The following is a 23,286-nucleotide window of genomic DNA, read 5'->3' as shown; positions in this document are numbered from 1 at the left end:
TGGCACCGGCGCCCTGCGGTGGTGCCGGCGGCGCACCGGATCAGAACCAGGCCTTCCACATTTGCGCAATGTTGTGCCAAAAGCTGTCCGGGATCCACAGCAGGCTGGCGGTCATGAACAGGTAGCGGATGAACTTGCCGACCGCCATCCAGGCCAGGCTGGGCCAGAACGAGAGGCGCAGCCAGCCGGCCAAAGTGCACAACGGATCACCTATGCCGGGCAGCCAGGAGAACAGCAGCGTGGGCGGCCCGAGCCGGCGCATCCACCGGAAGTAGCGCGCATCGAGCTTGGGCTTGGGCGGCTTGCGCATATGTTTGCGGTGCTCCAGGTGCTCAAGGTCGTGCTCACGCGCCCGGCGCCGCTTGTGGTAGCGCACCAGTGCCAGCTTGGCGGCATAGCCCAGCCACCAGTCGATGGCACCGCCGACCGTGTTGCCGAGCGTGGCCACCAGGATCGCCGGCCAGAACATATGCGGGTTGAGCTTGACGTAGCCGAACACCGCCGGCTCCGAGCCCAGCGGCAGCAGCGTGGCCGAGATAAGGCTGACCACAAAGATCGCGGGCAGGCCCACCTTGGGCAGGGCAATGGTTTCAAACAGCCAGTCGAAGAAGGCTTCCATGTAAGCGTGGCGGGTGCCAGTGGGCGCTGCTCATTCTAGCTGCTGTGCCCCGAACGGGGCGCGGGCAAACCACATGGCAGCGCCCCACGATTTGTGATTAACTGTTAGAGCCTGTTGTGGCCAATCGTTCGCCGGCCGCAGCATTCGCGCCAGCATTGAAGCCGCTCGCCGCGTGCGCTGGCGCACCTACAGCAGTTGTAGCGGCAGCACCAATATCACGAATTAGCCGTCCTATAGCCGTCTTAAGCGGCAGTACCGCGTCGTGGCCAGTCCCACGCAGTTTGTTCGGGATTTCGGGCAATTGGTCATGCGCGTCCACCCCACATGGAGACAAGCATGGCGATTCCGATCCGCCTGACGGTCAACGGCAAGTCCGTTGACGCGCAGGTAGAACCCAACACCCTCCTGGTCCAGTTCCTGCGCGAACAGCTGCGCCTGACCGGCACCCACGTCGGCTGCGACACCGCGCAGTGCGGCGCCTGCACGGTCCACCTGGATGGCCGGGCGGTCAAGTCGTGCAATATCCTCGCGGTCCAGGCCGACGGCGCCGCCGTGACCACCATTGAGGGCCTCGCCGCTCCCGGCACGCTACACCCGATGCAGGAAGCCTTCCGCGAATGCCACGGCCTGCAATGCGGCTTCTGCACGCCCGGCATGGTGATGAGCGCCACCGCGCTGGTGCAGGAACACCCCGGCGCCGACGCCGCCACCATCCGCGCGCACCTGGAAGGCAACCTGTGCCGCTGCACGGGCTACCACAACATCGTGCGCGCAGTGCAGCAAGGCCAGGCGGCCATGCAGGGCACCGCCGCCAGCGCGGAATAAGGGGGAACGGCCATGAACGCACCCGAAAGCCAGCGCCTGGTAGGCGCGCCGGTCAAGCGCAAGGAAGACTATCGCTTCCTGACCGGCAACGGCCAGTACACCGACGACATCGTGCTGCCGCAGCAAAGCTACGCGTACTTCCTGCGCTCGCCGCACGCGCATGCGCGCATCCGCTCGATCGACAAGACCGAGGCGCTGGCGGCGCCCGGCGTGATCGCCGTGCTGACCGGCGACGAACTGGCGGCCGACAAGGTCGGCGGCCTGCCCTGCGGCTGGCTGATCCACAGCATCGACGGCTCGCCGATGAAGGAGCCGCCGCACCCGGTGATTGCCCACGACAAGGTCCGCCACGTCGGCGACCAGGTCGCGCTGGTCATCGCCGAGACCCTGCAGCAGGCGCGCGACGCCGCCGAGAAGATCGACGTCGACTATGAAGAGCTGCCCGCCGTGGTCAGCGCTGCCGATGCCGCCAAGGCGTCCACCCTGGTGCATGACGACGTGCCCGCCAACACCTGCTACACCTGGGGCCACGGCGACAAGTCCGCCACCGACGCCGCCTTTGCCAAGGCCGCCCACGTGACCACGCTGGACATCGTCAACAACCGGTTGATTCCCAACGCGATCGAGCCGCGCGCGGTCAACGCCAGCTATACGCGCCAGGACGACAGCTATACGGTCTACGTGGCCAACCAGAACCCGCACGTCGAACGCCTGCTGATGGGCGCGTTCGTGCTGGGGCTGCCCGAATCGCGCCTGCGCATCATCGCGCCGGACGTGGGCGGCGGCTTCGGCTCCAAGATCTTCCTGTACCCGGAAGACGTGGCGCTGACCTGGGCTTCGAAGAAGATCGGCCGCCCGGTCAAGTGGACCGCGGACCGCTCCGAGTCCTTCCTAACCGATGCGCACGGCCGCGACCATGTGACCAGGGCCGAGCTGGCGCTCGACGCCGACGGCAAGTTCCTGGCGATGCGGGTGCATACCACCGCCAATATGGGCGCCTACCTGTCGACCTTCGCCAGCAGCGTTCCGACCATCCTGTATGCAACGCTGCTGGCGGGCCAGTACGCCACGCCCGCGATCTACGCCGAAGTGCAGTCGGTCTTCACCAACACCGCGCCGGTGGATGCCTACCGCGGCGCCGGCCGGCCCGAGGCCACCTATGTGGTCGAGCGCCTGGTCGAAACCGCCGCGCACGAGCTGAAGATCGACCCGGCCGAGCTGCGCCGCAAGAACTTCATCCGCCAGTTCCCGTACGCCACGCCGGTGGGCCTGACCTACGACACCGGCGACTACGAGCCGTGCCTGGCGCGCGCGCAGGAGCTGGCCGACGTCAAGGGCTTCCCGGCCCGGCGCGACGAAGCGAAGCAGCGCGGCAAGCTGCGCGGCCTGGGCTATTCCTGCTATATCGAGGCCTGCGGGCTGGCGCCGTCGAATATCGCCGGCGCGCTGGGCGCGCGCGCGGGGCTGTTCGAGGTGGGCGAGATCCGCGTGCACCCGACCGGCACCGTGACCGTGTTCACCGGCTCGCACAGCCATGGCCAGGGGCACGAGACCACCTTCGCGCAGGTGGTCGCCGACCGGCTCGGGCTGCAGCTGGACCAGGTCGAGATCGTGCACGGGGACACCGGCCGGGTGCCGTTCGGCATGGGCACCTATGGCTCGCGCTCGCTGGCGGTGGGCGGCTCGGCCATCGTCAAGGCGCTCGACAAGATCGAGGCCAAGGCCAAGAAGATCGCCGCGCACCTGCTGGAAGCCGCCGACACCGACATCGAGTTCAGCAACGGCGTGTTCCGCGTGGCCGGCACCGACCGCACCAAGACCTTCGGCGAGGTCGCGCTGTCCGCCTACGTGCCGCACAACTATCCGCTCGACAAGCTGGAGCCGGGCCTGAACGAAAACGCGTTCTACGACCCGACCAACTTCACCTACCCGTCCGGCGCCTATGTGTGCGAGGTGGAGGTCGATCCCGATACGGGCGAGTCGCAGGTGGTCAAGTTCACCGCGGTGGACGACTTCGGCAACATCATCAACCCGATGATCGTCGAAGGCCAGGTCCATGGCGGCATCGGCCAGGGGCTGGGCCAGGCCATGCTGGAGCAGTGCATCTACGACAACGACAGCGGCCAGTTGCTGACCGGCTCGTACATGGACTACGCCATGGCGCGCGCCGGCGACCTGCCCGACTTCACCGTCGAGACCGCCACCGGCACGCCCTGCACCCACAACCCACTGGGCGTGAAGGGCTGCGGCGAAGCCGGCGCGATCGGCTCGCCGCCGGCGTTCATCAACGCGCTGGTGGATGCGCTCAGCCCGCTGGGCGTGAAGGACATCCAAATGCCCGCCACGCCGCACCGGGTCTGGCAGGCCATCCAGGCCGCCCGGCCGTGACCCACGCACACCGCAAAGGAAACCGACATGTACGCCTTCAATTTTGAACGCGCCGCGGATGCCAAGGCGGCCGTGGCCACGCTAAAGGCCGATCCCGAAGCCAAGTTCCTCGGCGGCGGCCAGAGTCTGCTGGCCGCGATGAAACTGCGGCTGGCCGCGCCCTCCGTGCTGGTGGACGTGGCGCGCATTCCCGGCATGGCCGACATCCGCGTCGACGGCAATGAGATCGTGGTCGGCGGCGCCGCGCGCCATGCCGATGTGGCCGAGCATGCCGAGGTGCGCCAGCGCATCCCGGCGCTGGCGGCACTGGCCGGCGGCATCGGCGACCGCCAGGTGCGCGCCATGGGCACCATCGGTGGCGCGCTCGCCAATGACGATCCCGCTGCCGACTACCCCGCGGGTGTGCTGGGGCTGGGAGCGACCGTGGTCACCGACCGCCGCACCATCGCCGCCGACGACTTCTTCAAGGGCCTCTATGAAACCGCCCTGGAACCGGACGAGCTGATCACCGCGGTGCGCTTCCCGATCCCGGAGCAGGCTGCCTACGCCAAGTTCCGCAACCCGGCCTCGCGCTTTGCGCTGGTGGGCGTGATGGTGGCGCGCACCGGCAACACGGTGCGCGTGGCGGTGACAGGCGCGGCCGACAGCGTGTTCCGCTGCCAGCCGCTGGAGCAGGCGCTGTCGGCCAGCTTCACCGCGCAGGCGGCGCGTGGGGTGAAGGTCGATGCGTCGAAGCTGAACGCCGACCTGCATGCGTCGGCGGAGTACCGGGCGCATCTGATCCCGGTGCTGGCGGCGCGGGCGGTGGAGGCGGCGGCGAAGGGGTAGCGCGAGTTTTACCTCTCCCCATTGTGGTCTCCCCTCTCCCGCCACCGCGGGAGAGGGGTCGGGGGAGAGGGCCGGCGCTTGAATCAAGCGTTATCGCGCGCGAACCTCCTGCCCTCTCCCCCGCCCCTCCCGCCGTGCGGGAGAGGGGAGCAAACCGTCGGCGTGCGAGGCATGCCGGCACAGAAAGAATCTCATGCTTCCCACCTCCATCGACGACACCATCGCCCAGCTGGAACGCCAGCAATACTTCGCCGACCGCGAGACCGCCACGGTGCTCTATCTCGCCATCCGCATGCAGCGGCCGCTGTTCCTGGAAGGCGAGCCCGGCGTCGGCAAGACCGCCATGGCGCATGCGATGGCGGGCGTGCTCGGCACACGGCTGCTGCGGCTGCAATGCTATGAAGGGCTGGACGCCGCCAGCGCGCTGTACGAATGGGACTACCCGCGCCAGATCATGGCGCTGCGCCTGGCCGAGGCACGCGGCGAACGTCCCGAGGCGCAGTCGCTGTACCACGACGACTACCTGCTCAAGCGCCCGCTGCTGGAATCACTGCTGCCCGACCCTGCCGCACCGGACGTCCCGCGCGTGCTGCTGATCGACGAGATCGACCGCGCCGACGAACCCTTCGAAGCCTTCCTGCTGGAGGTGCTGTCCGAATTCCAGGTGTCGATCCCCGAAATCGGCGTGATCCGGGCCGAGCGTCCGCCGCTGATCGTGATCACCTCCAACCGCACCCGCGAAGTCCACGACGCCCTCAAGCGCCGCTGCCTGTACCAGTGGATGGGCTACCCGGAGCGCGACCGCGAACTGCAGATCGTGGCCGCGCGCGCCCCCGAGGCCGCCGCGGCGCTGCAGGCCCAGGCCATCGACTTTATCCACCGGCTGCGCGGCATCGACCTGTTCAAGGCGCCGGGCATCGCCGAGGCCATCGACTGGTGCCGCGCGCTCTCCGCGCTGGGCGCGACCGAGCTCGATCCGCAGTCCGTGCGCGACACGCTGGGCGTGCTGCTCAAGTACCAGGACGACTTGGCGCGCGTGGACGGCCCCACCGTGGCCGAGCTGCTGGCGGGTGCCACGCCGGGAGGCTGAAGATGGCCACGCTGCACGCCGCTGTACGGCCTGCCGCACCGGCCCTGCCGGTGCTGGCGCGCAACGTCACGCACTTCATGCGGCTGTTGCGCGACGGCGGCTTCGCGCTGTCGCCGGCCCATGCGGTCGATGCGCTGCAGGCGCTGCGCCATGTCGATATCGGCCAGCGCGACGAGGTGCGCGCCGCGCTGGCGGCGCTGGTGCTGTCCGGCCCCGACCAGCGCCCGCTGTTCGATGCCGCCTTCGACCTGTTCTGGCGCGATCCCGATTGGGAAGGCAAGCTGCGCGCGCTGCTGCTGCCGCGCGTCGACAGCGGCGCGCCGCCGCCCAAACGCAGCAACCGGCTGGCCGATGCCCTGGCCGCGCGCCAGCCCGAAACGCCATCGCGGCCCGCGCAAACCGAAGCCGAGCGCATCCACGTGCCGCTGACCTTCTCCGACCAGGAACGCCTGGCGCAGCGCGACTTTGAAACCCTGACCGCGCAGGAGTGGCGCGCGCTGCAGCACCTGGTGCGCACGCGCCGCGCCCATCTCGCACTGCAGCGCACCCGCCGCCTGCGCGCAGCCACCTGCGGCACCCATGCCGACCTGCGCGCCAGCGCGCGCTTGGCGGTGCGCCAGCATGGCGAGTGGCTGCGCTGGAAATTCCGCAAGCACGCCGAGCGCAAGCCCCCGGTGGTGCTGCTGCTCGACATCTCCGGCTCGATGAGCCAGTACTCGCGCGCGGTGCTGTACTTCTGCCATGCGCTGATGCAGTCGCGCGAGCGGCTGTCGGTGTTCCTGTTCGGCACGCGACTGACCAACATCACCCGCTCGCTGCGCGAACGCGACCCGGACGAGGCCGTCGCGCTGATCACCGGCCAGGTGCGCGACTGGGCCGGCGGCACCCGCATCGGCGCCGCGCTGGCCAGCTTCAACCGCCACTGGGCGCGGCGCACGCTGTCCGGGCGCGCCACCGTGCTGCTGGTCACCGACGGCCTGGACCACGAGCACATCGACCTGCTCGGCGACGAAATGGCACGGCTGCGCCGCTTTGCGCACCGCATCGTCTGGCTCAACCCGCTGCTGCGCTACCCCGGCTTCACCCCGCAGGCGCGTGGCGTGCAAGCCATCCTGCCGCACGTGGACGCACTGCGCCCGGCCCATAACCTGGACAGCCTGCTGGCGCTCGAGACGCTGCTGTCCGACCATGGCGGCCCGCCCCGGGCCGCCACCCCTGCCCTCGCCAGGCACAACAAGGAAGCCCCGCCATGGAAATGAACCAGAGCCAGCGCCTGCCGGTCCCGCAGCAGGTGGCATGGGAAGCGCTCAACGACACCGAGCTGCTCAAGCAATGCATCCCGGGATGTGAGAGTATCGAGCCCGACGGCGACAACGCCTACCAGCTGGCCCTGACGGCCGCAGTAGGCCCGGTCAAGGCGCGCTTCAAGGGCCGCATGGCACTGGAAGACATCCAGGCCCCCGACAGCTACACCATCCGTTTCGATGGCCAGGGCGGCGCGGCGGGCTTCGGCAAGGGCAGCGCCCAGGTCCGGCTGGAACCAGACGGTGACGAGACCGTGCTGACCTACACCGTCAACGCCCACGTGGGGGGCAAGATCGCACAGATCGGCTCGCGGCTGGTGGACGCCGCGGCACGCAAGATGGCAGATACCTTCTTTGCGCGCTTCACCGAGGCCGTCACCCCTGACGCCACCGACGACACGCCAGCGGCCGAGGGCGCCCCCGCCGCAGCCGCCGGCGACAATGAACCAACAGAGGAACCGAAGCGGAAACGATCATGGACAGCGTGGATCTCGAAGTCCTGAAGAACAGCGTGCAGTGGCAGCAGCAAGGCCATCGCGTGCTGCTGGTCACGGTAGTGCGGACCTGGGGCTCGTCGCCCCGGCCCGAAGGCGCGATGCTGGCCGTGCGCGACGACGGCCTGGTGGTGGGCTCGGTCTCGGGCGGCTGCATCGAGGATGACATCATCGACCGCGTGCGCCGGCAAGGCATCACCGCCGACCACCCGGAAGCGATCAAGTACGGTATCAGCGCCGAGGAAGCCCACCGCTTCGGGCTGCCATGCGGCGGCACCATCGAGCTGGTCACCGAACCGCTGACCCCGGCCAGCGGCATCGCCGAGCTGCTCGACGCCGTGGAAAATGGCCGCCTGGTCGCGCGCACGCTCGACATGGCCACCGGCACCGCCACGCTGGGCCCGGCCAACGCCACCGACGGCCTGGTGTTCGACGGCAAGACCCTGCTGACCATCCACGGCCCGCGCTACCGCATGCTGGTGATCGGCGCCGGGCAGCTGTCAAAGTACCTGTGCCAGATCGCCGTGGGCCTGGGCTTCCAGGTCACCGTGTGCGACCCGCGCGAGGAATACACAGAGACCTGGGACATCCCCGGCGTGACCATGGTGCGCACCATGCCGGACGACACCGTCACTGACATGAAGCTGGACGAGCGCTGCGCCGTGATCGCGCTCACGCACGACCCCAAGCTGGACGACCTGGCGCTGATGGAAGCGCTGCGCACCAAGGCCTTCTATGTGGGCGCGCTGGGTTCGCGCCGCAACAACCAGGCGCGCCGCGAACGCCTCAAGGAATTCGACCTGACCGAGCTGCAGCTGGCGCGGCTGCATGGCCCCGTGGGCATCTACATCGGCAGCCGCACGCCGCCCGAGATCGCCATCTCGATCCTGGCCGAGGTGATCGCGGCCAGGAACCACGTATCGCTGCCCGACATCCTGCAGGTGGAAGGCGCCAAGGCCGCGCGCGAGATGGCTGCCAGCACCGGCAGCAGCTGCGACGTCGCGCCTGACCCCACCTGACGACTTCGCGAGTGCGCCCGCCATGACTGCCGCCCCCAACGCTCCCCTGCTCCGCACCGACCTGCCCACCGGCATCCTGCTGGCCGCAGGCTTCGGCCGCCGCTTCGACGCCGCCGGCAAACGCAACAAGCTGCTGGAGGTGCTGCCCGGCGGCCGCTCCGTGGCCTGGCGCAGCGCGCGCACGCTGGCCGCGGCGCTGCCGGAATCGATCGCCGTCATTCGCCCGGGCAACCCGGCACTGGCGGAGGAACTGCGCCGCGGCGGCTGCCGCGTGGTGGAGTCGGCCGACGCCGAAGCCGGCATGGGCGCAGCCCTGCGTGCCGCCGTGGCAGCCACGCCCGAAGCGCGCGGCTGGGTGGTAGCGCTGGCGGATATGCCCTGGCTGCCGATGGAACTGATCCGGGCGGTGGCGTTGACGATCACCACGCCGGATACCATCGCCGCCCCTTGGCGCAACGGGCAACGTGGGCATCCGGTGGGTTTTGGCGCAGCCTGGCGTGAGGAATTGCTGAAGCTGGACGGAGATGAGGGCGCGCGGGCGTTGCTGAAGGACAAGCCTGTGACGCGGATCCTGACAGAGGATGAAGGGGCGTTTCGCGATATTGATACGCCTGGGGATTTGAAGTGACCCCCACGAACCTCACCCGATCCCCTCCGCCAACTCGCTCGTCTTCACCGCCATGATGAAATCATTCCGGTGCAACCCCTTGATCTTCTTGGTCCGCCACGACACCGTGGCATGCCCCCAGCCAAAGCTGATCTCCGGATGATGCCCCTGCGCCTCGGCCAGCTGCCCGACGCCGTTCACGAACGCCAGCGCCTGCGCGAAATTGCCGAAGGTGAAACGCCGTTCGAGCCGCGTCGCGCTATCGACCAGCTCCCACCCCGGCGCCTGCTGCAGTAAATCCTCGGCCTCAGCCGGCGTCAACGGCGGCACGCCGCCACGGCAAGGCGTGCACGATTGCGCTGCCAGGTCTTCGCTCATGGTCATGCTCCCCGACCGGAAGAACAGCCCGCGCCTCAGGCCCCTTCGGTCTCAGTCAGTGCGCGCAGGAACTCGCTGCTCCACCAGTGCACATCCTGCGCGCGGATGCGCTCCAGCAGTTTCTGGTGCCGCTGCTGGCGCTCGGCCAGCGGCATGTGCAGCGCCTGCTGGATCGCCTGCGCGGTGGCGCGCGTGTCGTACGGATTGACCAGCAGCGCCTCGCGCAGCTGCTCGGCGGCGCCGGCAAAGCGCGACAGCACCAGCACGCCCGGGTCCTCCGGGTCCTGCGCGGCGATGAACTCCTTGGCCACCAGGTTCATGCCGTCGCGCAGCGGCGTCACCAGCGCCACGCGGCTGGCGCGGCACAGGCCGGGCAGCCGCTTGCGCGCGGTGGTGCGGTGGATATAGCGCACCGGCATCCAGTCCAGCTCACCGAACTCGCCGTTGATGGCGCCGCTCAGCTGCTCCATCTCGCGGCGCAGGTCGACGTAGGCATCCACCGACTCACGCGACGGGGCAGCGATCTGCACCAGCGTCGCGCTCGAGCGGTTCTCGGGATACTCGGCCAGCAGCCGGTAGAACGCCTTGAGCCGCTGCGGCAGGCCCTTGGAATAGTCGAGCCGGTCGATGCCCAGCAGCAGCCGGCGGCGCGCGTACTGCGCGCACATCATCTCGTAGGTTTCCTGCGCATCCGCGCCGCGGCCCAGCTCCATGAACTCGTCGACGTCGATGCCGATCGGGAAGGCCTGCGCCCGCACCGTGCGGTGGAAGGCGCGGTAGCGGTGCTCGCCCATGGGCTCGGCCTGCGCTTCGGCCTGCACGTAGCGCGAGAAGTGCTCGACATCCGCATGGCTCTGGAAGCCGAGCAGGTCGTAGGCAAACAGTGCGCGCATCAGCCACTCGTGCTGCGGGATGGCGGCCAGAATCAGCGGCGGCGGCAGCGGCACATGCAGGAAGAAGCCGATCTTCTGCCCGCAGCCGATGGCGCGCAGCTCTGAGGCCAGCGGGATCAGGTGGTAGTCATGGATCCAGATGATGTCGTCGGGCTGCAGCAGCGGCGCCAGCTTGCGCGCGAACAGCTGGTTCACGCGCCGGTATCCATTCAGGAAGTTGGAGTCGAAATCCGCCAGGTCCAGCCGGTAGTGGAACACCGGCCACAGCACGCCATTGCTGTAGCCCAGATAGTAGGCGTCGTGGTCCTCGCGGCTCAGGTCGACGGTGGCCAGCGTCACGTTGCCGGCCTGCTGCAGGTGCAGGTCGCCTTCACCCGGCGTGCCGCCCTGGGCGGTTTCCAGCGCCTTGCCGCTCCAGCCGAACCACATGCCGCCAGTCTGGCGCAGGGCTTCGGATAGCGCCACGGCGAGGCCGCCCGCCGCCACGTTGCGGGGATCGGCGACCCGGTTGGATACCGCTACAAGTCTTGGCATATGTTGTTCTTGGAGTCCTCTGTTCTGGATGCCGTGGATGCCGTGGGCGGTTCAGATCACCGTGTCCCACGGCGCCGACAGCCGCATCGCGCCATTGATCAGCCCGACCATCGAGTACGTCTGCGGGAAATTGCCCCACATCTCGCCGGTCACCGGATGGGTATCCTCGGACAGCAGCCCCAGCGGATTGCGCGCGGCCAGCATCGATTCGAAGATCTCGCGCGCTTCTTCGCGCCGGCCGATGCGCGCAAGAGCATCGATGCGCCAGAACGTGCAGATATTGAACGCGGTCTCGGGCTTGCCGAAATCGTCGGGCGCCTCGTAGCGGCGCATATAGGGGCCGTCGCACAGCGATGCCTCCAGCGCCTTGACGGTGGCGATGAAGCGCGGATCGCGCGGCTCGATGAAATTGACTTCGGCCATCAGCAGCACGCTGGCATCCAGCTCGCGCCCGCCGAAGCTCTCGGCAAAGGCCTGGCGCTCTTCGCTCCAGGATTCGGCCAAAATGCGCTCCTTCATGCGGTCGGCATGGTCGTGCCAGTAGGCGCCGCGCGCCTGCAGCTGCAGCTTGTCCGCAACCTTGGCCAGGCGGTCGCAGGCGGCCCAGCTCATCAGCGCCGACGACGTATGCACGCGCGCCCGCGTGCGCAGCTCCCACATGCCGGCGTCGGGGGTGCCGAACACTTTCACCGCCTGTTCGCCCACCTCTTCCAGCCGGCGGAATTCAGCGGGGCCGCCGCGGTGCAGCAGCCGGTGGTCATGGAAGGCCTGGGCCGCGCCCAGCACCACGTTGCCGTAGACGTCGTGCTGGAAGTGCTCCTGCGCCTGATTGCCCACGCGCACCGGGCCCATGCCGCGGTAGCCGGGCAGATGGTCGAGCATGCTTTCAGGCAACTCGCGCTCCAGGCCGATGCCGTACAGCGGCTGGATGTGCCCGTCCTGCGATTGCATCACCACGTTGGACAGCCAGCGCAGGTAGTCCTCCATGGTGCCGACCTCGGACAGGCTGTTGAGCGCGCGCACCACGAAGAAGGCGTCGCGCAGCCAGCAGAAGCGGTAGTCCCAGTTGCGGCCGCTGCCCGGCGCCTCGGGGATGCTGGTGGTCATCGCCGCGACGATGGCGCCGGTCTCTTCGAACAGCGACATCTTCAACGTGATGGCCGCGCGGATCACCGCGTCCTGCCATTCGCACGGCACCGCTAGGCGGCGGCTCCACAGGCGCCAGTAGGCGGTGGTTTCCTGCTCGAAGTCGCGCGCGGTTTCTTCCACGCCGTGCGCGAGGGTCTCGTCCGGGCCCAGGATAAAGTTGTAGCCGCGCGTGACCAGGAACGGCGTGTGCGACAGCACGTAAGCCATCGGCGCGTCGGTGGTCATGCGCAGGGTCATGTCGTCGCCGATAAAGCGCACATGGCTGCTGCCGCGCGTCATCTCCGGCGCCTTGCGGCCCCATTCGAAGCGCGGCGCCACCACCACGCGCACGCGCGGCGCGCCGCGCACCGGGCGGATGCGCCGGACCAGCGCGGTCGGGCGGAAATATCGCCCCAGCCGGAAGAAGCGCGGCGCAAAGTCGGTGATTTCCAGACAGTTGCCATGGCTGTCCGTCAGCCGCGTGCGCAGCACCGCGGTATTGGGCTCGTACCATTGCCGCGACGACTGGAAGTTCTCGATCTCGATCGAGAAATGGCCGGCGTTCTCGCTCGGGTCGAGCAGGGCGTTGAACACCGGGTCGCCGTCAAAGCGCGGCAGGCACGACCAGACAATGCGCGCGCGGCAGTCCACCAGCGCAGAGATGGCGCAGTTGCCGATCATGCCAAGCGACAGCGACGGATTGGCAAAGCGGCTGCCGCCGTCCACGGTCTTGTGCACGCCTTCGGTCGGCGGCTGGCCCGGTTCGCTCGGGCTGCTCGGATTGGTCACAGCGATACCTCCCTCAGGATGTCGTTGTGCGCCGGGCCGGGCCTGGCTCGGCCTCATTCGGCACGGCGCGCGGCTGGCCGCCGGCGCCTTCCAGCGCGCGGGCCGAGCGGTGCAGCCAGCTGCGCAGCGCGGCCGGCCCGGACACGCTGACGCTGGCCACGGTCTCGCGCTGGCCCACCAGCACGCCCAGCCCGCCAAGCTTGCGCACGGCGGCAAAACCTGGCTCGTCGGTCAGGTCGTCGCCGGCAAAGAGCGGCACGCGCTCGGCGAAGGGCGCAGATTTCATGAATGCGGCGATGGCGTCGCCCTTGTCGACGCCGGCCGGCTTGATCTCGACCACCATCTTGCCGGGCAGCGCCTCCAGTCCGACAGCATGGCGCAGCACTTCGGTGACCGCGGCATCGACCACGCCGGCCAGTTCAGGCGCCTGGCGGTAGTGGATGGCGACGGCAACGGACTTGCGCTCCAGCCGCAGGGCGGGATAGGCGCGCACCAGCGCTTCCAGGTGGGGGATCAGCGGTTCCAGGCCGGGGGCGGAAGTCTTGGATACCATGCCGCCGTCGGTGCGGAATTCAGCACCGTGCACGCCGGCGGCCGGCAGCCGCAGGGGCTGCAGGAAGTGGTCGAGTTCAGAGATCGGACGCCCGGAGATGACAGCCAGCGCGCCGTTCAGACGCTCGAATAGCGTGTGCAGCGTGCCGACCAGTTCGGGTTCGACCTGCACCAGTTCCGGGCGCGGGGCCAGGTCGGCCAGGGTGCCGTCGAAGTCGAGAAACAGGGCGGTATTGGGTTCGATTAGCGGTAGTTGTGGCATCGCGTTACACCGTAACACGTCGTTTTGACCGGCGTCCACCGGGCGCCGTCCTACATGGCGCCCACGCAACCCCGCCCCGACGCAAGTCCGGGCCAAGCGTCCGCGGCCCCACTGCGCCCTGGCTCGCCGCGCCCTCGCGAGTGCATCGTCATCCACACGAGAAGCGCCCTCCGCGCGGCACGGGCCGCCCTGCCCGGGCGGCGGGGGCCCGCCCGGGCAGGGTGGAAGTCGCCGCCATCCTTTATCATTGACGGTTTCCGCCAGAATTTCCGCCTTTTTTTGCGCCGCCCCACGGCCCGCCCGAGACCATGACCCGCATGTCCGCCGCCAGACCCGACTACCTCAAGAAGATCCTGACCGCCAAGGTCTACGACGTGGCGCAGGAGACCGAACTGACCTACGCGCATCAATTGTCGGCGCGCACCGGCAATGCGGTCTGGTTCAAGCGCGAGGACACCCAGCCGGTCTTCTCCTTCAAGCTGCGCGGCGCATACAACAAGATGGCCTCGCTGACGCCGGAAGAACTCAGGCGCGGCGTGATCGCCGCCTCGGCCGGCAACCACGCGCAGGGAGTGGCGCTGTCCGCGGCGCGCCTGCAATGCAAGGCCATCATCGCCATGCCGGTCACCACGCCGCAGGTGAAGATCGACGCCGTGCGCGAACGCGGCGGCCAGTGGGTGGAAATCGTGCTGCACGGCGAGTCCTACAGCGACGCCTACAACTATGCCGCGGAGCTGGAGAAGAAGCACAAGCTGACCTTCATCCACCCGTTCGACGATCCCGAGGTCATCGCCGGCCAGGGCACCATCGCCATGGAGATCCTGCGCCAGCACCCGGGCCCGATCCATGCCGTGTTCGTCGCCATCGGCGGCGGCGGACTGATCTCTGGCATCGCCTCGTACATCAAGGCGGTGCGCCCCGAGATCAAGGTGATCGGCGTGCAGACGGTGGACTCTGACGCGATGAAGCGCTCGGTCGACGCCGGCAAGCGCGTCGAGCTGAAGGAAGTGGGGCTGTTCTCTGACGGCACCGCGGTCAAGCTGGTCGGCAAGGAGACCTTCCGCATCACGCGCGAGCTGGTCGACGACATCATCCTGGTGGATACCGACGCCATCTGCGCGGGCCTGAAGGACGTGTTCCAGGACACCCGCAGCATCCTGGAGCCGGCCGGCGCGCTGGCCGTGGCGGGCCTGAAGGCCTATGCCGAGCGCGAGAAGCTCAAGGGCCAGCACCTGGTGGCGATCGCCTGCGGCGCCAACATGAACTTCGACCGCCTGCGCTTTGTCGCCGAGCGCGCCGAGGTGGGCGAGGCGCGCGAAGCCGTGTTCGCCGTGACCATCCCGGAAGAGCGCGGCAGCTTCAAGCGCTTCTGCGAGCTGGTCGGCACGCGCAGCGTGACCGAGTTCAACTACCGCATCGCCGACACCAGCATGGCGCATATCTTCGTCGGCGTGCAGATCGCCAGCCGCGCCGAGAACGACAAGATCGCCGCCAGCTTCCGCAAGCACGGCTTCGACACGCTGGACCTGTCCAACAACGAACTGGCCAAGCAGCATATCCGCTACATGGTGGGCGGGCGCTCGGCGCTGGCGCATGACGAGCTGCTGTTCCGCTTCGAGTTCCCGGAGCGCCCGGGCGCGCTGATGCGGTTCCTGTCCAGCATGAGCCCGAACTGGAATATCAGCCTGTTCCACTACCGCAACCAGGGTGCGGATACCTCCAACATCCTGGTCGGCATCCAGGTGCCGAAGAACGAGAAGCGCGCCTTCCGCGCCTTCCTTTCAACGCTGGGTTACATACACTGGGACGAGACCGACAACCCGGTGTACAAGCTGTTCCTGTCCTGACACCTGCTGAGCGCCCCATGAGCCTCCCTGAACACTCGCCGCTGGGCAAGCCTTCGGCCTACAAGACCGAATACGACGCCTCGCTGCTTTTTCCGATCCCGCGTCAGCCCAAGCGCACCGAGATCGGCCTGCCCGAAGGCAAGCCGGTGCCGTTCTTCGGCGTCGATATCTGGAATGCGTACGAGCTGTCGTGGCTGAACCTGAAGGGCAAGCCGCAGGTGGCGCTGGCCAGCTTCATCATCCCGTCGGACACGCCCAATATCATCGAGTCCAAGTCGTTCAAGCTGTACCTTAACTCGTTCAACCAGACCAAAATTGCTTCACCCGAGGCGCTGCAGCAGCTGCTGCACCACGACCTGTCCGAAGCCACCGGCGGCACCGTGCAGGTGCGGCTGGTAACCGAAGCGGACCTGGGCAAGCAGAAGATGGGTGAGCTCGACGGCCTGCTGCTGGACCGGCTCGATATCGAGGTGGACCGGTATGAGCCCGCGCCTGAGCTGCTCAGCGCGGACCAGGAAGAAACCCCGGTGGAAGAAACGCTGGTGTCGCACCTGCTCAAGTCCAACTGCCTGGTCACCGGCCAGCCGGACTGGGGCAGCGTGCAGATCCGCTACGTGGGTGCGCCGATCAACCAGGAAGGGCTGCTCAAGTACCTGATCTCGTTTCGCAACCACAACGAGTTCCACGAACAGTGCGTGGAGCGGATCTTCATGGACGTGATGCGCGAGTGCAAGCCGGTCAAGCTGGCGGTGTATGCGCGCTATACGCGCCGCGGCGGGCTCGATATCAACCCGTTCCGCACCAACTTCAATACGGCGTGGCCGGACAACAAGCGCAACGCGCGGCAGTGAGGCAGGCGGGGAGGATCAGAACTCCCCGTGAAACCGTACCCCGTAGAACTTGACCGGGCCGCGGTCGCGGTTGTAGCCGGGGTTGCGCACGTACTGGAAGTCCGGGCTGATGCTCAGGTACTTCACCGGCTGGAAGCTGTAGTAGATCTCCAGGATCTGCTCGGGCCCGTAGCGCAGCGCACCGTCGCCCAGGAACGCGCCCAGCCCGCCCGCGGCCAGGTAGTTGCGGTGGTTTGGGCCCAGCATGTTGATCGCCACCGCCACGCCCAGCGCATCGCGCGCCCGTCCCCACGCATCGCCCTTCAGCACGCCGCCCGCCGACACCTGGCGGCCGATCTCCGTGAAGGCGTAGGTCTCGGTCTTGTCGTCGGACAGGCTGGCGCGCGCGAATATCCCCAGTGAATCGGTGACCTGCTGCACCAGTGTCACGCCCACACCGCTCTTGGCGTGCTCGCGCCGCACGTCGGCGACGTCCGGTGTGCTGTTATTGGCCATGCCGAAGCCGATGGCATCGCTGAACGCGCCCATGCGCGCCTTGTTGCGGAACCACAGCAGCCGCGCGGTGCCGGGCCGGCCGGCCAACTGGTAGCGCTTCTCCACTTCGATGATGTCGCCGTAGTGCTCGAACATGCGGGTGTCGAGCTGCAGCCCGTTGGATTCCAGCGGCTGCAGGAAGCGCCCGATGCGCGCCGACCAGCCGTCGCCGATATATTCCAGCGACAGGCCCCAGCTATAGCCGCGCGCATCGGCCGGATAGTCGAAGGCGCCATGCGTCATGAACGACCAGTTCATGAATTGCGTGCGCGGGTCCGAGCCGAACTCGTTCTGGTCGAAGACATCCAGTACGCCGAAGTTGCCCGCCGTCAGCACCACGCGCTGCTGGTCGACGGTGCGCGCAAACTGGTTGAAATCCGCTTCCAGCGCTTCGCTGCCGCCGCCCAGGCCCCAGGTCTGCCGCACGAAGGCGCGCGCGCGGTAGAACACCGGGTTGGTGCTGGCGGCCTTGCCCAGTTCACCGTTGGACAAGCCGCCCAGGCCGTGCAGGCCGGAAAACGGCACGCCTTGCGTGACTTCCGGGTTGAAGTGGAACTCCGCGCCTTGCCACAGCTTCAGTCCCAGATCCAGCGTCGCGCTGAACGAGTAGCTCTTGGCCCGTTCGGTACCCAGGCTATTGGGGCCGGAGTATGCCGCGCCGAATGATGGCTTGCGCTGCCAGATGTAGGTGCTCTGGCCGTGAAAGGCGAACGGGCTTTCCGCTTCAGCCAGGCCTTGCACCGGCTCCGCTTGCTGCGCCATCGCTGGCAGGCACGCACAACAGGCCAGCGCCGCCAGCACACGGCGAAAACGGAGCGCTCGACGAACGGGAGCGGTGGCAAGTGGCGGAAACGGCATCGGCAGAGGAGGTCAGCAAAAGAAGTGCCGGAGACGGCGCGCTCCGGCGCCCGCAGCATAGCCAAGCGCCCATGACATGTCTACCTGCCAAAGGGTGTGCCGGAAGGCCGACGTTGTAACCGCCCTTGAATTAATTAACGCAAAAATTAATATTCACTGGAGACCGCTTGCATCCGTTTGCCCATGCCGCGCCCGCCCGCCAAACCGAAACCTTCCCCCCGCCGCAGCCCCGGGCGTCCTGCAGCCGGCCAGCCCGGCCAGCGCGAACGCATCCTCGATGCGGCCACCGACCTGTTCTCGCGCCAGGGCGTGGCCGGCACCGCGGTCAAGGCGATTGCCACCCAGGCCGGCGTGACGCCAGCGCTGGTCCATTACTACTTCAGCGACCGCGAATTGCTGCTGGACGCCGTGGTCGAGGAAAAGCTGCAGCCGCTGGTGGCCAGCGTCTTCGCTGCCGCCGGGGATGCCGAGCCGATGGCCATGCTGATCGGCATTGCCGGCCAGCTGATCCGCACCGCGGCCGCCACGCCCTGGTTTCCCGGGCTGTGGATCCGTGAAGTCGCCAGCGCCGACGGCGCCCTGCGCGAGCGCGTGCTGGACCGCTTCGCGCTGCAGCGCGCCGGCGCACTGAGCGCGCCGCTGGCGGCCGCGATCGCGCGCGGGCAGCTCAATAGCGGCCTGGAGCCGGCGCTGGTGATGCCGTCGCTGATCGGCCTGACGCTGCTGCCGCTGGCCACCACCCATATCTGGCGCAGGCTGCCCGGCGGCGAAGCGGTTGATACCGACACGCTGGTGCGCCACGTATCCGCGCTGCTGACGCACGGGCTGGCACCGGCGCCCGACGCCGGCAAGTCCAGGCTTTCTCCGGAGTCATCATGAACCCCGCCCACTCCACCCGCCCGCAACTGCCGGCAGCGGTGCTTGCCACGCTCGCGGCGGTGCTGCTGGTCGCCGCCTGCAGCCGTGAACGCGCCGACACCTGGCAAGGCTATGTCGAAGGCGAATTCGTCAGCGTGGCCTCGCCCTTCGCCGGGCGCCTCGACACGCTGTCGGTGCAGCGCGGCCAGCAGGTCGGCCAGGGCGCCGCGCTGTTTGCCCTCGAATCCGACGACGAGCGCGCCGCGCGCCAGCAGGCCGAAGACCAGTTGCGCGCGGCCGAGGCCCAGCTGCAAGACATGAAGACCGGCAAGCGCCCGGTCGAAGTCGAGGTCAGCCGTGCCCAGCTGGCGCAGGCACAGGCCCAGGCGCAGCGCAGTGCCGCGGCCTTGCGGCGCGACCAGCGCCAGTATGAGATCGGCGGCATCGCGCAGGCGCAGCTGGACGAATCGCGCGCGCAGGCCAACAGCGACGCCGCACGTGTGCGCGAACTGCAGCGCGATATCGACGTGGCCCGGCTGCCGGGCCGGGATGCGCAGCAAGCCGCGCAGGCCGCGCAGGTGGCCGCCGCGCGCGCGGCGCTGGCGCAGGCCGAGTGGAAGCTGTCGCGCAAGACCGTGGCCACGACCCAGGCGGGGCTGGTCTACGACACGCCCTACCGCCTCGGCGAGTGGGTGCCGGCGGGCAGCCCCGTGGTGCGCATGCTGCCGCCGGGCAACGTCAAGGTGCGCTTCTATGTGCCGGAGACGGTGGTGGGCGCGCTGCGCAACGGCCAGGCGGTGCAGGTGCGCTGCGACGGCTGCGCCGCGCCGGTGGCGGCCACCATCAGCTACGTCGCCAACGAGGCCGAATACACGCCGCCGGTGATCTACAGCAACGAGACCCGGCGCAAGCTGGTGTTCCTGGTCGAAGCGCGCCCAGCGGCTGCCGATGCGCCCAAGCTGCGGCCGGGCCAGCCCGTTGAAGTGGTACGGCAATGAACACGACAATCAACGGCGGCGCGGCCGGGCTCGCCATCGACGTGCGCGGTCTGAACAAGCACTTCGGCGACAAGCACGTGGTCAACGACCTGAGCATGCAGGTCGCGCGCGGCGAGATCTTCGGCTTCCTCGGCCCCAACGGCAGCGGCAAAACCACCTCGATCCGCATGATGTGCGGCCTGCTGACGCCCGATTCCGGCACGGGCACCTGCCTGGGCTACGACATCCGGAGCGAGTCCGACGAGATCAAGCGCCGCGTCGGCTACATGACGCAGAAGTTCTCCTACTGGGACGACCTGTCGATCCGCGAGAACCTGGACTTCGTCGCGCGCGTCTACGGCATGCCGAACCGGCGCGAGGCGGTCGACCGCGCACTGGAACACCTGGGCCTGGCCACGCGCTCGGCGCAGCTGGCCGGCGCGCTGTCGGGCGGCTGGAAGCAGCGGCTGGCGCTGGCGGCCTGCCTGCTGCACGAGCCCGAGCTGCTGCTGCTGGATGAACCCACCGCGGGCGTGGACCCCAAGGCCCGGCGCGACTTCTGGGAGCAGCTGCACCAGCTGGCCGCGCGCGGCATCTCGGTGCTGGTCAGCACGCACTACATGGACGAGGCCGAGCGCTGCCACAAGCTGGCCTATATCGCCTACGGCAAGCTGCTGGCGCAGGGCACCGCCGATGAAGTGGTGGCCAGCCAGAATCTGTCGACCTGGAGCGTGGAAGGCGACGACCTCGCCGCGCTGTCGGAGCAACTGCAGGGTGCGCCGGGCGTGGAGCAGACCGTGGCCTTCGGCACCGCACTGCATGTGACCGGGCGCGATGCGCAGGCGCTGGCCGATACGCTCGCGCGGCTGGCCGGACCGGGCCGGCGCGTCGAGCAAACCCAGACCAGCCTGGAAGACGTGTTCATCCACATGATGAGCGGGGCCGAAGACAATATGGCGGCCCGCAAGGCCAGGGAGGCGTCATGACAGCCGCCGCCCGCAAACCGGCCGCGCAACAGCGCTTCTCGCTGCAGCGCTGGTGGAGCATCGTGCTCAAGGAGTTCCTGCAGCTGCGGCGCGACCGCGTCACCTTCGGCATGATCATCGGGCTGCCGATCATGCAGCTGCTGCTGTTCGGCTTTGCCATCAACACCGATCCGCGCCACCTGCCAACCGCCGTGATTGCCGCCGACCAGAGCGAATTCACGCGCTCCTTTATCGCCAGCATGGAGCAATCGACCTACTTCAAGCTGGTCGGCACGCTGCCCGACGAACAGGCCGGGCGCGAGGCGCTGATGAAGGGCGAGGTGCAGTTCGTGCTGACCATCCCGCCCGACTTCACGCGCCGGCTGCTGCGCGGCGAACGGCCCGCGCTGCTGGTCGAAGCCGATGCCACCGATCCCTCCGCCACCGGCCAGGCCATCGCCGCGCTGCCCCAGCTGCCCTACCGCGTGGCCACGCATGACCTGAAGGGACCACTGGCGCCGCTTGCCGGCGGCAAGCCGCCTTTCGACGTGCAGGTGCAGCGGCTCTACAACCCCGAAGGCATCACGCAATACAACATTATTCCCGGCCTGATGGGCGTGATCCTGACGATGACCATGGTGATGATGACCGGCCTGGCCATGACGCGCGAACGCGAGCGCGGCACCATGGAGAACCTGCTGGCCACGCCGGTGCGGCCGCTCGAGGTGATGACCGGCAAGATCGTGCCCTATATCTTCATCGGCCTGATCCAGTCGACCATCGTGCTGCTGGCCGCGCGCTGGATCTTCAGCGTGCCGTTCGTCGGCTCGGTGCTGGCGGTGTACCTGGCGGCGCTGCTGTTTATCGCGGCCAACCTGACGGTGGGCATCACGCTGTCGTCGCTGGCGCAGAACCAGTTGCAGGCGATGCAGCTGACCTTCTTCTACTTCCTGCCCAACATCCTGCTGTCCGGCTTCATGTTCCCGTTCGCCGGCATGCCGGGCTGGGCGCAGGCCATCGGCAACATCCTGCCGATGACGTATTTCCACCGCATGGTGCGCGGCATCCTGCTCAAGGGCAACGGCTGGGTCGAGCTATGGCCCAATGTGTGGCCGATGGCGCTGTTCATCGTGGTGGTGATGGCGATCGCGGTGCGCTTCTACCGCCGCACGCTGGATTGAAGGGGTTCGCCATGTCTCGACTCACGCCTGTCTTTGTCGCCGCGGCACTGTTGTGCGGCTGCGCCGTCGGTCCCGACTTCCGCGCGCCCGCGCCGCCCGATGACGCCGGCTACGTGCCGGGCCCGCAGCCAGTGGCAACCGTAGCGGCCGACGCCGCGGACGCGGGCGGGCAATCCCACGCGCAAACCCTGGCCGCCGGCGCCGATGTGCCCGCGCAGTGGTGGGCGCTGTTCCGCAGCCCGGCGCTGGACGCCACCATCCGCGGTGCGCTGGATGCCAGCCCCACGCTCGCACAGGCGCGCGCCCGGCTGCGCGAGGCGCAGGAGAACCTGGCCGCGCGCACCGGCGCCACGCGCTGGCCCGCCGTTGACGCAAAGCTGAACACCACGCGCCAGCAGGTCGATTTCCAGTCCCTGGGCATCACCGCGATCCCCAGCCCCGGCCCGTTCACGCTGTACGGCGCCACGGTGCAGGTGTCGTACGTGCTCGACCTGTTCGGCGGCCAGCGGCGCGAACTGGAGGGACTGCAGGCAGCGGTGGATTACCAGCGCTATGAACTGGAAGCCGCGCGCCTGGCGCTGACCGCCAACGTGGCCACCGCGGCCATCCGCGAAGCCGGCCTGCGCGCGCAACTGGCCGATACGGCCGCCGTCGCTGCGGCCCAGCAGCGGCAGCTTGGCATCACCGAGGAGCGCCTGCGCGCGGGCGGCGTCGCCCGTGTCGACGTGCAGCGCCAGCGCGCCGAACTCGCGCAAACCCAAGCCCTGGTGCCGGCCCTGCAACGCCAGCTCGATGCCACGCGGCACCAGCTCGCGGTGTACACGGGCCAGACCCCGGCCTCGGCCACGCTGCCCGAATTCCGCCTCGACGAACTGCAGCTGCCCGACACGCTGCCGGTCAGCCTGCCGGCCACGCTGGCACGCCGCCGGCCGGACATCCGCGCGGCCGAGGCCCTGCTGCACCAGGCCTCCGCCAATATCGGCGTAGCCACCGCCAATCTCTATCCACAGATCACGCTGAGCGCCAACGGCGGCACGCAGGCCACCGCGGCGCGCGACCTGTTCAGCAGCCTGAACGTATGGAGCCTGGCTGCGGGGCTGGTGCAGCCTGTATTCCGCGGCGGCGAGCTGCAGGCCCGCAAACGCGCGGCGGAAGCGGCCTATGAGCAGTCGCTGGCCGCGTATCGGCAAGCCGTGTTGCAGGGCCTGCAGAACGTGGCCGATTCACTGCGCGCACTCGAAGCCGATGCCGCGGCGCTGCGCGAACGCGCCGACAGCGCGCGGCAGGCGCGCGATACGCTGGCAGTGGTGTCGGAGCAGTACCGCCTCGGCGGCGTCAGCCAGCTGGCGGTGCTGGATGCCGAACGGCAATCACGGCAGGCGTCGCTGGAACTGGCACAGGCGCGCGCCAACCGGCTGGCGGATTCGGCGGCGCTGCTGCAGGCGTTGGGGGGTGGGTGGTGGAAGGAGGAAGGCGGCGCTGTGGCGGCAGCGCCGCGGTGACGG

General features: G+C 68.6%; 21 protein-coding genes. 15 read left to right on the top strand and 6 right to left on the bottom strand.

Going from position 1 to position 23,286, the window contains the following annotated elements:
- Nucleotides 1–40 precede the first annotated feature (40 nt).
- Nucleotides 41–619 (bottom strand): YqaA family protein, encoded by a 579-nt coding sequence (locus CNE_RS02265; RefSeq protein ID WP_013955529.1) that lies wholly within the window; start codon nt 617–619, stop codon nt 41–43.
- A gap of 336 nt (nt 620–955) precedes the next feature.
- On the opposite strand from CNE_RS02265, the gene CNE_RS02260 reads away from it, so the two are divergent.
- From CNE_RS02260 to CNE_RS02225, 8 genes are all read left to right on the top strand, one after another.
- Nucleotides 956–1,444, top strand: coding sequence for a (2Fe-2S)-binding protein (locus tag CNE_RS02260; RefSeq protein WP_013955528.1), 489 nt, complete (start codon nt 956–958; stop codon nt 1,442–1,444).
- Nucleotides 1,445–1,456: 12 nt separating this feature from the next.
- Complete coding sequence (locus CNE_RS02255; RefSeq protein ID WP_013955527.1) at nt 1,457–3,832, top strand: xanthine dehydrogenase family protein molybdopterin-binding subunit; 2,376 nt, start codon at nt 1,457–1,459, stop codon at nt 3,830–3,832.
- Between the two features lie 27 nt (nt 3,833–3,859).
- Entirely contained in the window at nt 3,860–4,660 is an 801-nt protein-coding gene (locus tag CNE_RS02250) for an FAD binding domain-containing protein (RefSeq protein WP_013955526.1), read from the top strand.
- Nucleotides 4,661–4,853: 193 nt separating this feature from the next.
- A complete protein-coding gene (locus tag CNE_RS02245; RefSeq protein ID WP_013955525.1) occupies nt 4,854–5,750 on the top strand; it encodes an AAA family ATPase in 897 nt (298 codons plus the stop codon).
- Between the two features lie 2 nt (nt 5,751–5,752).
- Nucleotides 5,753–7,009 (top strand): vWA domain-containing protein, encoded by a 1,257-nt coding sequence (locus CNE_RS02240; protein ID WP_013955524.1) that lies wholly within the window; start codon nt 5,753–5,755, stop codon nt 7,007–7,009.
- Nucleotides 7,000–7,557 (top strand): CoxG family protein, encoded by a 558-nt coding sequence (locus CNE_RS02235; protein WP_013955523.1) that lies wholly within the window; start codon nt 7,000–7,002, stop codon nt 7,555–7,557. The genes CNE_RS02240 and CNE_RS02235 overlap by 10 nt, the downstream gene beginning before the upstream one ends.
- Nucleotides 7,530–8,567 (top strand): XdhC family protein, encoded by a 1,038-nt coding sequence (locus CNE_RS02230; RefSeq protein ID WP_013955522.1) that lies wholly within the window; start codon nt 7,530–7,532, stop codon nt 8,565–8,567. The genes CNE_RS02235 and CNE_RS02230 overlap by 28 nt, the downstream gene beginning before the upstream one ends.
- Nucleotides 8,568–8,589: 22 nt before the next feature.
- Complete coding sequence (locus tag CNE_RS02225) at nt 8,590–9,195, top strand: nucleotidyltransferase family protein (protein WP_013955521.1); 606 nt, start codon at nt 8,590–8,592, stop codon at nt 9,193–9,195.
- A gap of 12 nt (nt 9,196–9,207) precedes the next feature.
- On the opposite strand, the gene CNE_RS02220 is transcribed toward CNE_RS02225, so the two are convergent.
- The 4 genes from CNE_RS02220 to otsB are packed head-to-tail and all read right to left on the bottom strand — an operon-like array spanning nt 9,208 to nt 13,710.
- Nucleotides 9,208–9,552, bottom strand: a complete 345-nt coding sequence (locus tag CNE_RS02220; protein ID WP_013955520.1) for a 4a-hydroxytetrahydrobiopterin dehydratase — start codon at nt 9,550–9,552, stop codon at nt 9,208–9,210.
- Nucleotides 9,553–9,587: 35 nt separating this feature from the next.
- The gene (gene otsA, locus CNE_RS02215) at nt 9,588–10,979 is read right to left on the bottom strand and encodes an alpha,alpha-trehalose-phosphate synthase (UDP-forming) (RefSeq protein ID WP_013955519.1); all 1,392 of its coding nucleotides are present in this window, start codon (nt 10,977–10,979) and stop codon (nt 9,588–9,590) included.
- A gap of 51 nt (nt 10,980–11,030) precedes the next feature.
- Complete coding sequence (locus CNE_RS02210) at nt 11,031–12,896, bottom strand: glycoside hydrolase family 15 protein (protein ID WP_013955518.1); 1,866 nt, start codon at nt 12,894–12,896, stop codon at nt 11,031–11,033.
- 13 nt (nt 12,897–12,909) lie between these two features.
- On the bottom strand, nt 12,910–13,710 hold the full coding sequence (gene otsB, locus CNE_RS02205) for a trehalose-phosphatase (RefSeq protein ID WP_013955517.1): 801 nt from the start codon (nt 13,708–13,710) through the stop codon (nt 12,910–12,912).
- A 308-nt stretch (nt 13,711–14,018) separates the two neighbouring features.
- Here otsB and ilvA point away from each other — a divergent pair, with 308 nt between their 5' ends.
- Entirely contained in the window at nt 14,019–15,557 is a 1,539-nt protein-coding gene (gene ilvA / locus CNE_RS02200; RefSeq protein ID WP_013955515.1) for a threonine ammonia-lyase, biosynthetic, read from the top strand.
- A 17-nt stretch (nt 15,558–15,574) separates the two neighbouring features.
- A complete protein-coding gene (gene queF / locus CNE_RS02195; protein ID WP_013955514.1) occupies nt 15,575–16,408 on the top strand; it encodes an NADPH-dependent 7-cyano-7-deazaguanine reductase QueF in 834 nt (277 codons plus the stop codon).
- Between the two features lie 15 nt (nt 16,409–16,423).
- Here the strand turns inward: queF and CNE_RS02190 are convergent, their stop codons facing one another.
- Nucleotides 16,424–17,704 (bottom strand): carbohydrate porin, encoded by a 1,281-nt coding sequence (locus tag CNE_RS02190; protein WP_041227727.1) that lies wholly within the window; start codon nt 17,702–17,704, stop codon nt 16,424–16,426.
- Between the two features lie 279 nt (nt 17,705–17,983).
- Between CNE_RS02190 and CNE_RS02185 the strand changes: the two genes are divergently transcribed.
- Genes CNE_RS02185 through CNE_RS02165 form a run of 5 tightly spaced genes read left to right on the top strand, consistent with a single transcriptional unit; the run spans nt 17,984 to nt 23,283 of the window.
- Complete coding sequence (locus CNE_RS02185; RefSeq protein WP_013955512.1) at nt 17,984–18,679, top strand: TetR/AcrR family transcriptional regulator; 696 nt, start codon at nt 17,984–17,986, stop codon at nt 18,677–18,679.
- Complete coding sequence (locus CNE_RS02180) at nt 18,676–19,656, top strand: HlyD family secretion protein (protein ID WP_013955511.1); 981 nt, start codon at nt 18,676–18,678, stop codon at nt 19,654–19,656. Before CNE_RS02185 ends, CNE_RS02180 begins: the two co-directional genes overlap by 4 nt.
- Nucleotides 19,653–20,621: an ABC transporter ATP-binding protein gene (locus tag CNE_RS02175; protein ID WP_013955510.1), complete on the top strand. Its 969-nt coding sequence runs from the start codon at nt 19,653–19,655 to the stop codon at nt 20,619–20,621. The genes CNE_RS02180 and CNE_RS02175 overlap by 4 nt, the downstream gene beginning before the upstream one ends.
- A complete protein-coding gene (locus CNE_RS02170; RefSeq protein WP_013955509.1) occupies nt 20,618–21,781 on the top strand; it encodes an ABC transporter permease in 1,164 nt (387 codons plus the stop codon). The genes CNE_RS02175 and CNE_RS02170 overlap by 4 nt, the downstream gene beginning before the upstream one ends.
- Before the next feature lie 11 nt (nt 21,782–21,792).
- Nucleotides 21,793–23,283 carry an efflux transporter outer membrane subunit gene (locus CNE_RS02165; protein WP_013955508.1) on the top strand — a complete coding sequence of 497 codons (1,491 nt, stop codon included), beginning with the start codon at nt 21,793–21,795 and terminating at the stop codon, nt 23,281–23,283.
- Nucleotides 23,284–23,286 lie beyond the last annotated feature (3 nt).

Source organism: Cupriavidus necator N-1, from assembly GCF_000219215.1.
Classification (GTDB): Bacteria; Pseudomonadota; Gammaproteobacteria; order Burkholderiales; family Burkholderiaceae; genus Cupriavidus; species Cupriavidus necator.
This window is presented reverse-complemented; position numbering and strand designations above follow the sequence as displayed.

Excerpts from the sequence above, each read along its gene's own strand:
- CNE_RS02265 (WP_013955529.1), bottom strand. The coding sequence starts at position 619 with ATGGAAGCCTTCTTCGACTGGCTGTTTGAAACCATTGCCCTGCCCAAG.
- CNE_RS02260 (WP_013955528.1), top strand. The coding sequence starts at position 956 with ATGGCGATTCCGATCCGCCTGACGGTCAACGGCAAGTCCGTTGACGCG.
- CNE_RS02255 (WP_013955527.1), top strand. The coding sequence starts at position 1,457 with ATGAACGCACCCGAAAGCCAGCGCCTGGTAGGCGCGCCGGTCAAGCGC.
- CNE_RS02250 (WP_013955526.1), top strand. The coding sequence starts at position 3,860 with ATGTACGCCTTCAATTTTGAACGCGCCGCGGATGCCAAGGCGGCCGTG.
- CNE_RS02245 (WP_013955525.1), top strand. The coding sequence starts at position 4,854 with ATGCTTCCCACCTCCATCGACGACACCATCGCCCAGCTGGAACGCCAG.
- CNE_RS02240 (WP_013955524.1), top strand. The coding sequence starts at position 5,753 with ATGGCCACGCTGCACGCCGCTGTACGGCCTGCCGCACCGGCCCTGCCG.
- CNE_RS02235 (WP_013955523.1), top strand. The coding sequence starts at position 7,000 with ATGGAAATGAACCAGAGCCAGCGCCTGCCGGTCCCGCAGCAGGTGGCA.
- CNE_RS02230 (WP_013955522.1), top strand. The coding sequence starts at position 7,530 with ATGGACAGCGTGGATCTCGAAGTCCTGAAGAACAGCGTGCAGTGGCAG.
- CNE_RS02225 (WP_013955521.1), top strand. The coding sequence starts at position 8,590 with ATGACTGCCGCCCCCAACGCTCCCCTGCTCCGCACCGACCTGCCCACC.
- CNE_RS02220 (WP_013955520.1), bottom strand. The coding sequence starts at position 9,552 with ATGAGCGAAGACCTGGCAGCGCAATCGTGCACGCCTTGCCGTGGCGGC.
- otsA (WP_013955519.1), bottom strand. The coding sequence starts at position 10,979 with ATGCCAAGACTTGTAGCGGTATCCAACCGGGTCGCCGATCCCCGCAAC.
- otsB (WP_013955517.1), bottom strand. The coding sequence starts at position 13,710 with ATGCCACAACTACCGCTAATCGAACCCAATACCGCCCTGTTTCTCGAC.
- ilvA (WP_013955515.1), top strand. The coding sequence starts at position 14,019 with ATGACCCGCATGTCCGCCGCCAGACCCGACTACCTCAAGAAGATCCTG.
- queF (WP_013955514.1), top strand. The coding sequence starts at position 15,575 with ATGAGCCTCCCTGAACACTCGCCGCTGGGCAAGCCTTCGGCCTACAAG.
- CNE_RS02190 (WP_041227727.1), bottom strand. The coding sequence starts at position 17,704 with ATGGCGCAGCAAGCGGAGCCGGTGCAAGGCCTGGCTGAAGCGGAAAGC.
- CNE_RS02185 (WP_013955512.1), top strand. The coding sequence starts at position 17,984 with ATGCCGCGCCCGCCCGCCAAACCGAAACCTTCCCCCCGCCGCAGCCCC.
- CNE_RS02180 (WP_013955511.1), top strand. The coding sequence starts at position 18,676 with ATGAACCCCGCCCACTCCACCCGCCCGCAACTGCCGGCAGCGGTGCTT.
- CNE_RS02175 (WP_013955510.1), top strand. The coding sequence starts at position 19,653 with ATGAACACGACAATCAACGGCGGCGCGGCCGGGCTCGCCATCGACGTG.
- CNE_RS02170 (WP_013955509.1), top strand. The coding sequence starts at position 20,618 with ATGACAGCCGCCGCCCGCAAACCGGCCGCGCAACAGCGCTTCTCGCTG.
- CNE_RS02165 (WP_013955508.1), top strand. The coding sequence starts at position 21,793 with ATGTCTCGACTCACGCCTGTCTTTGTCGCCGCGGCACTGTTGTGCGGC.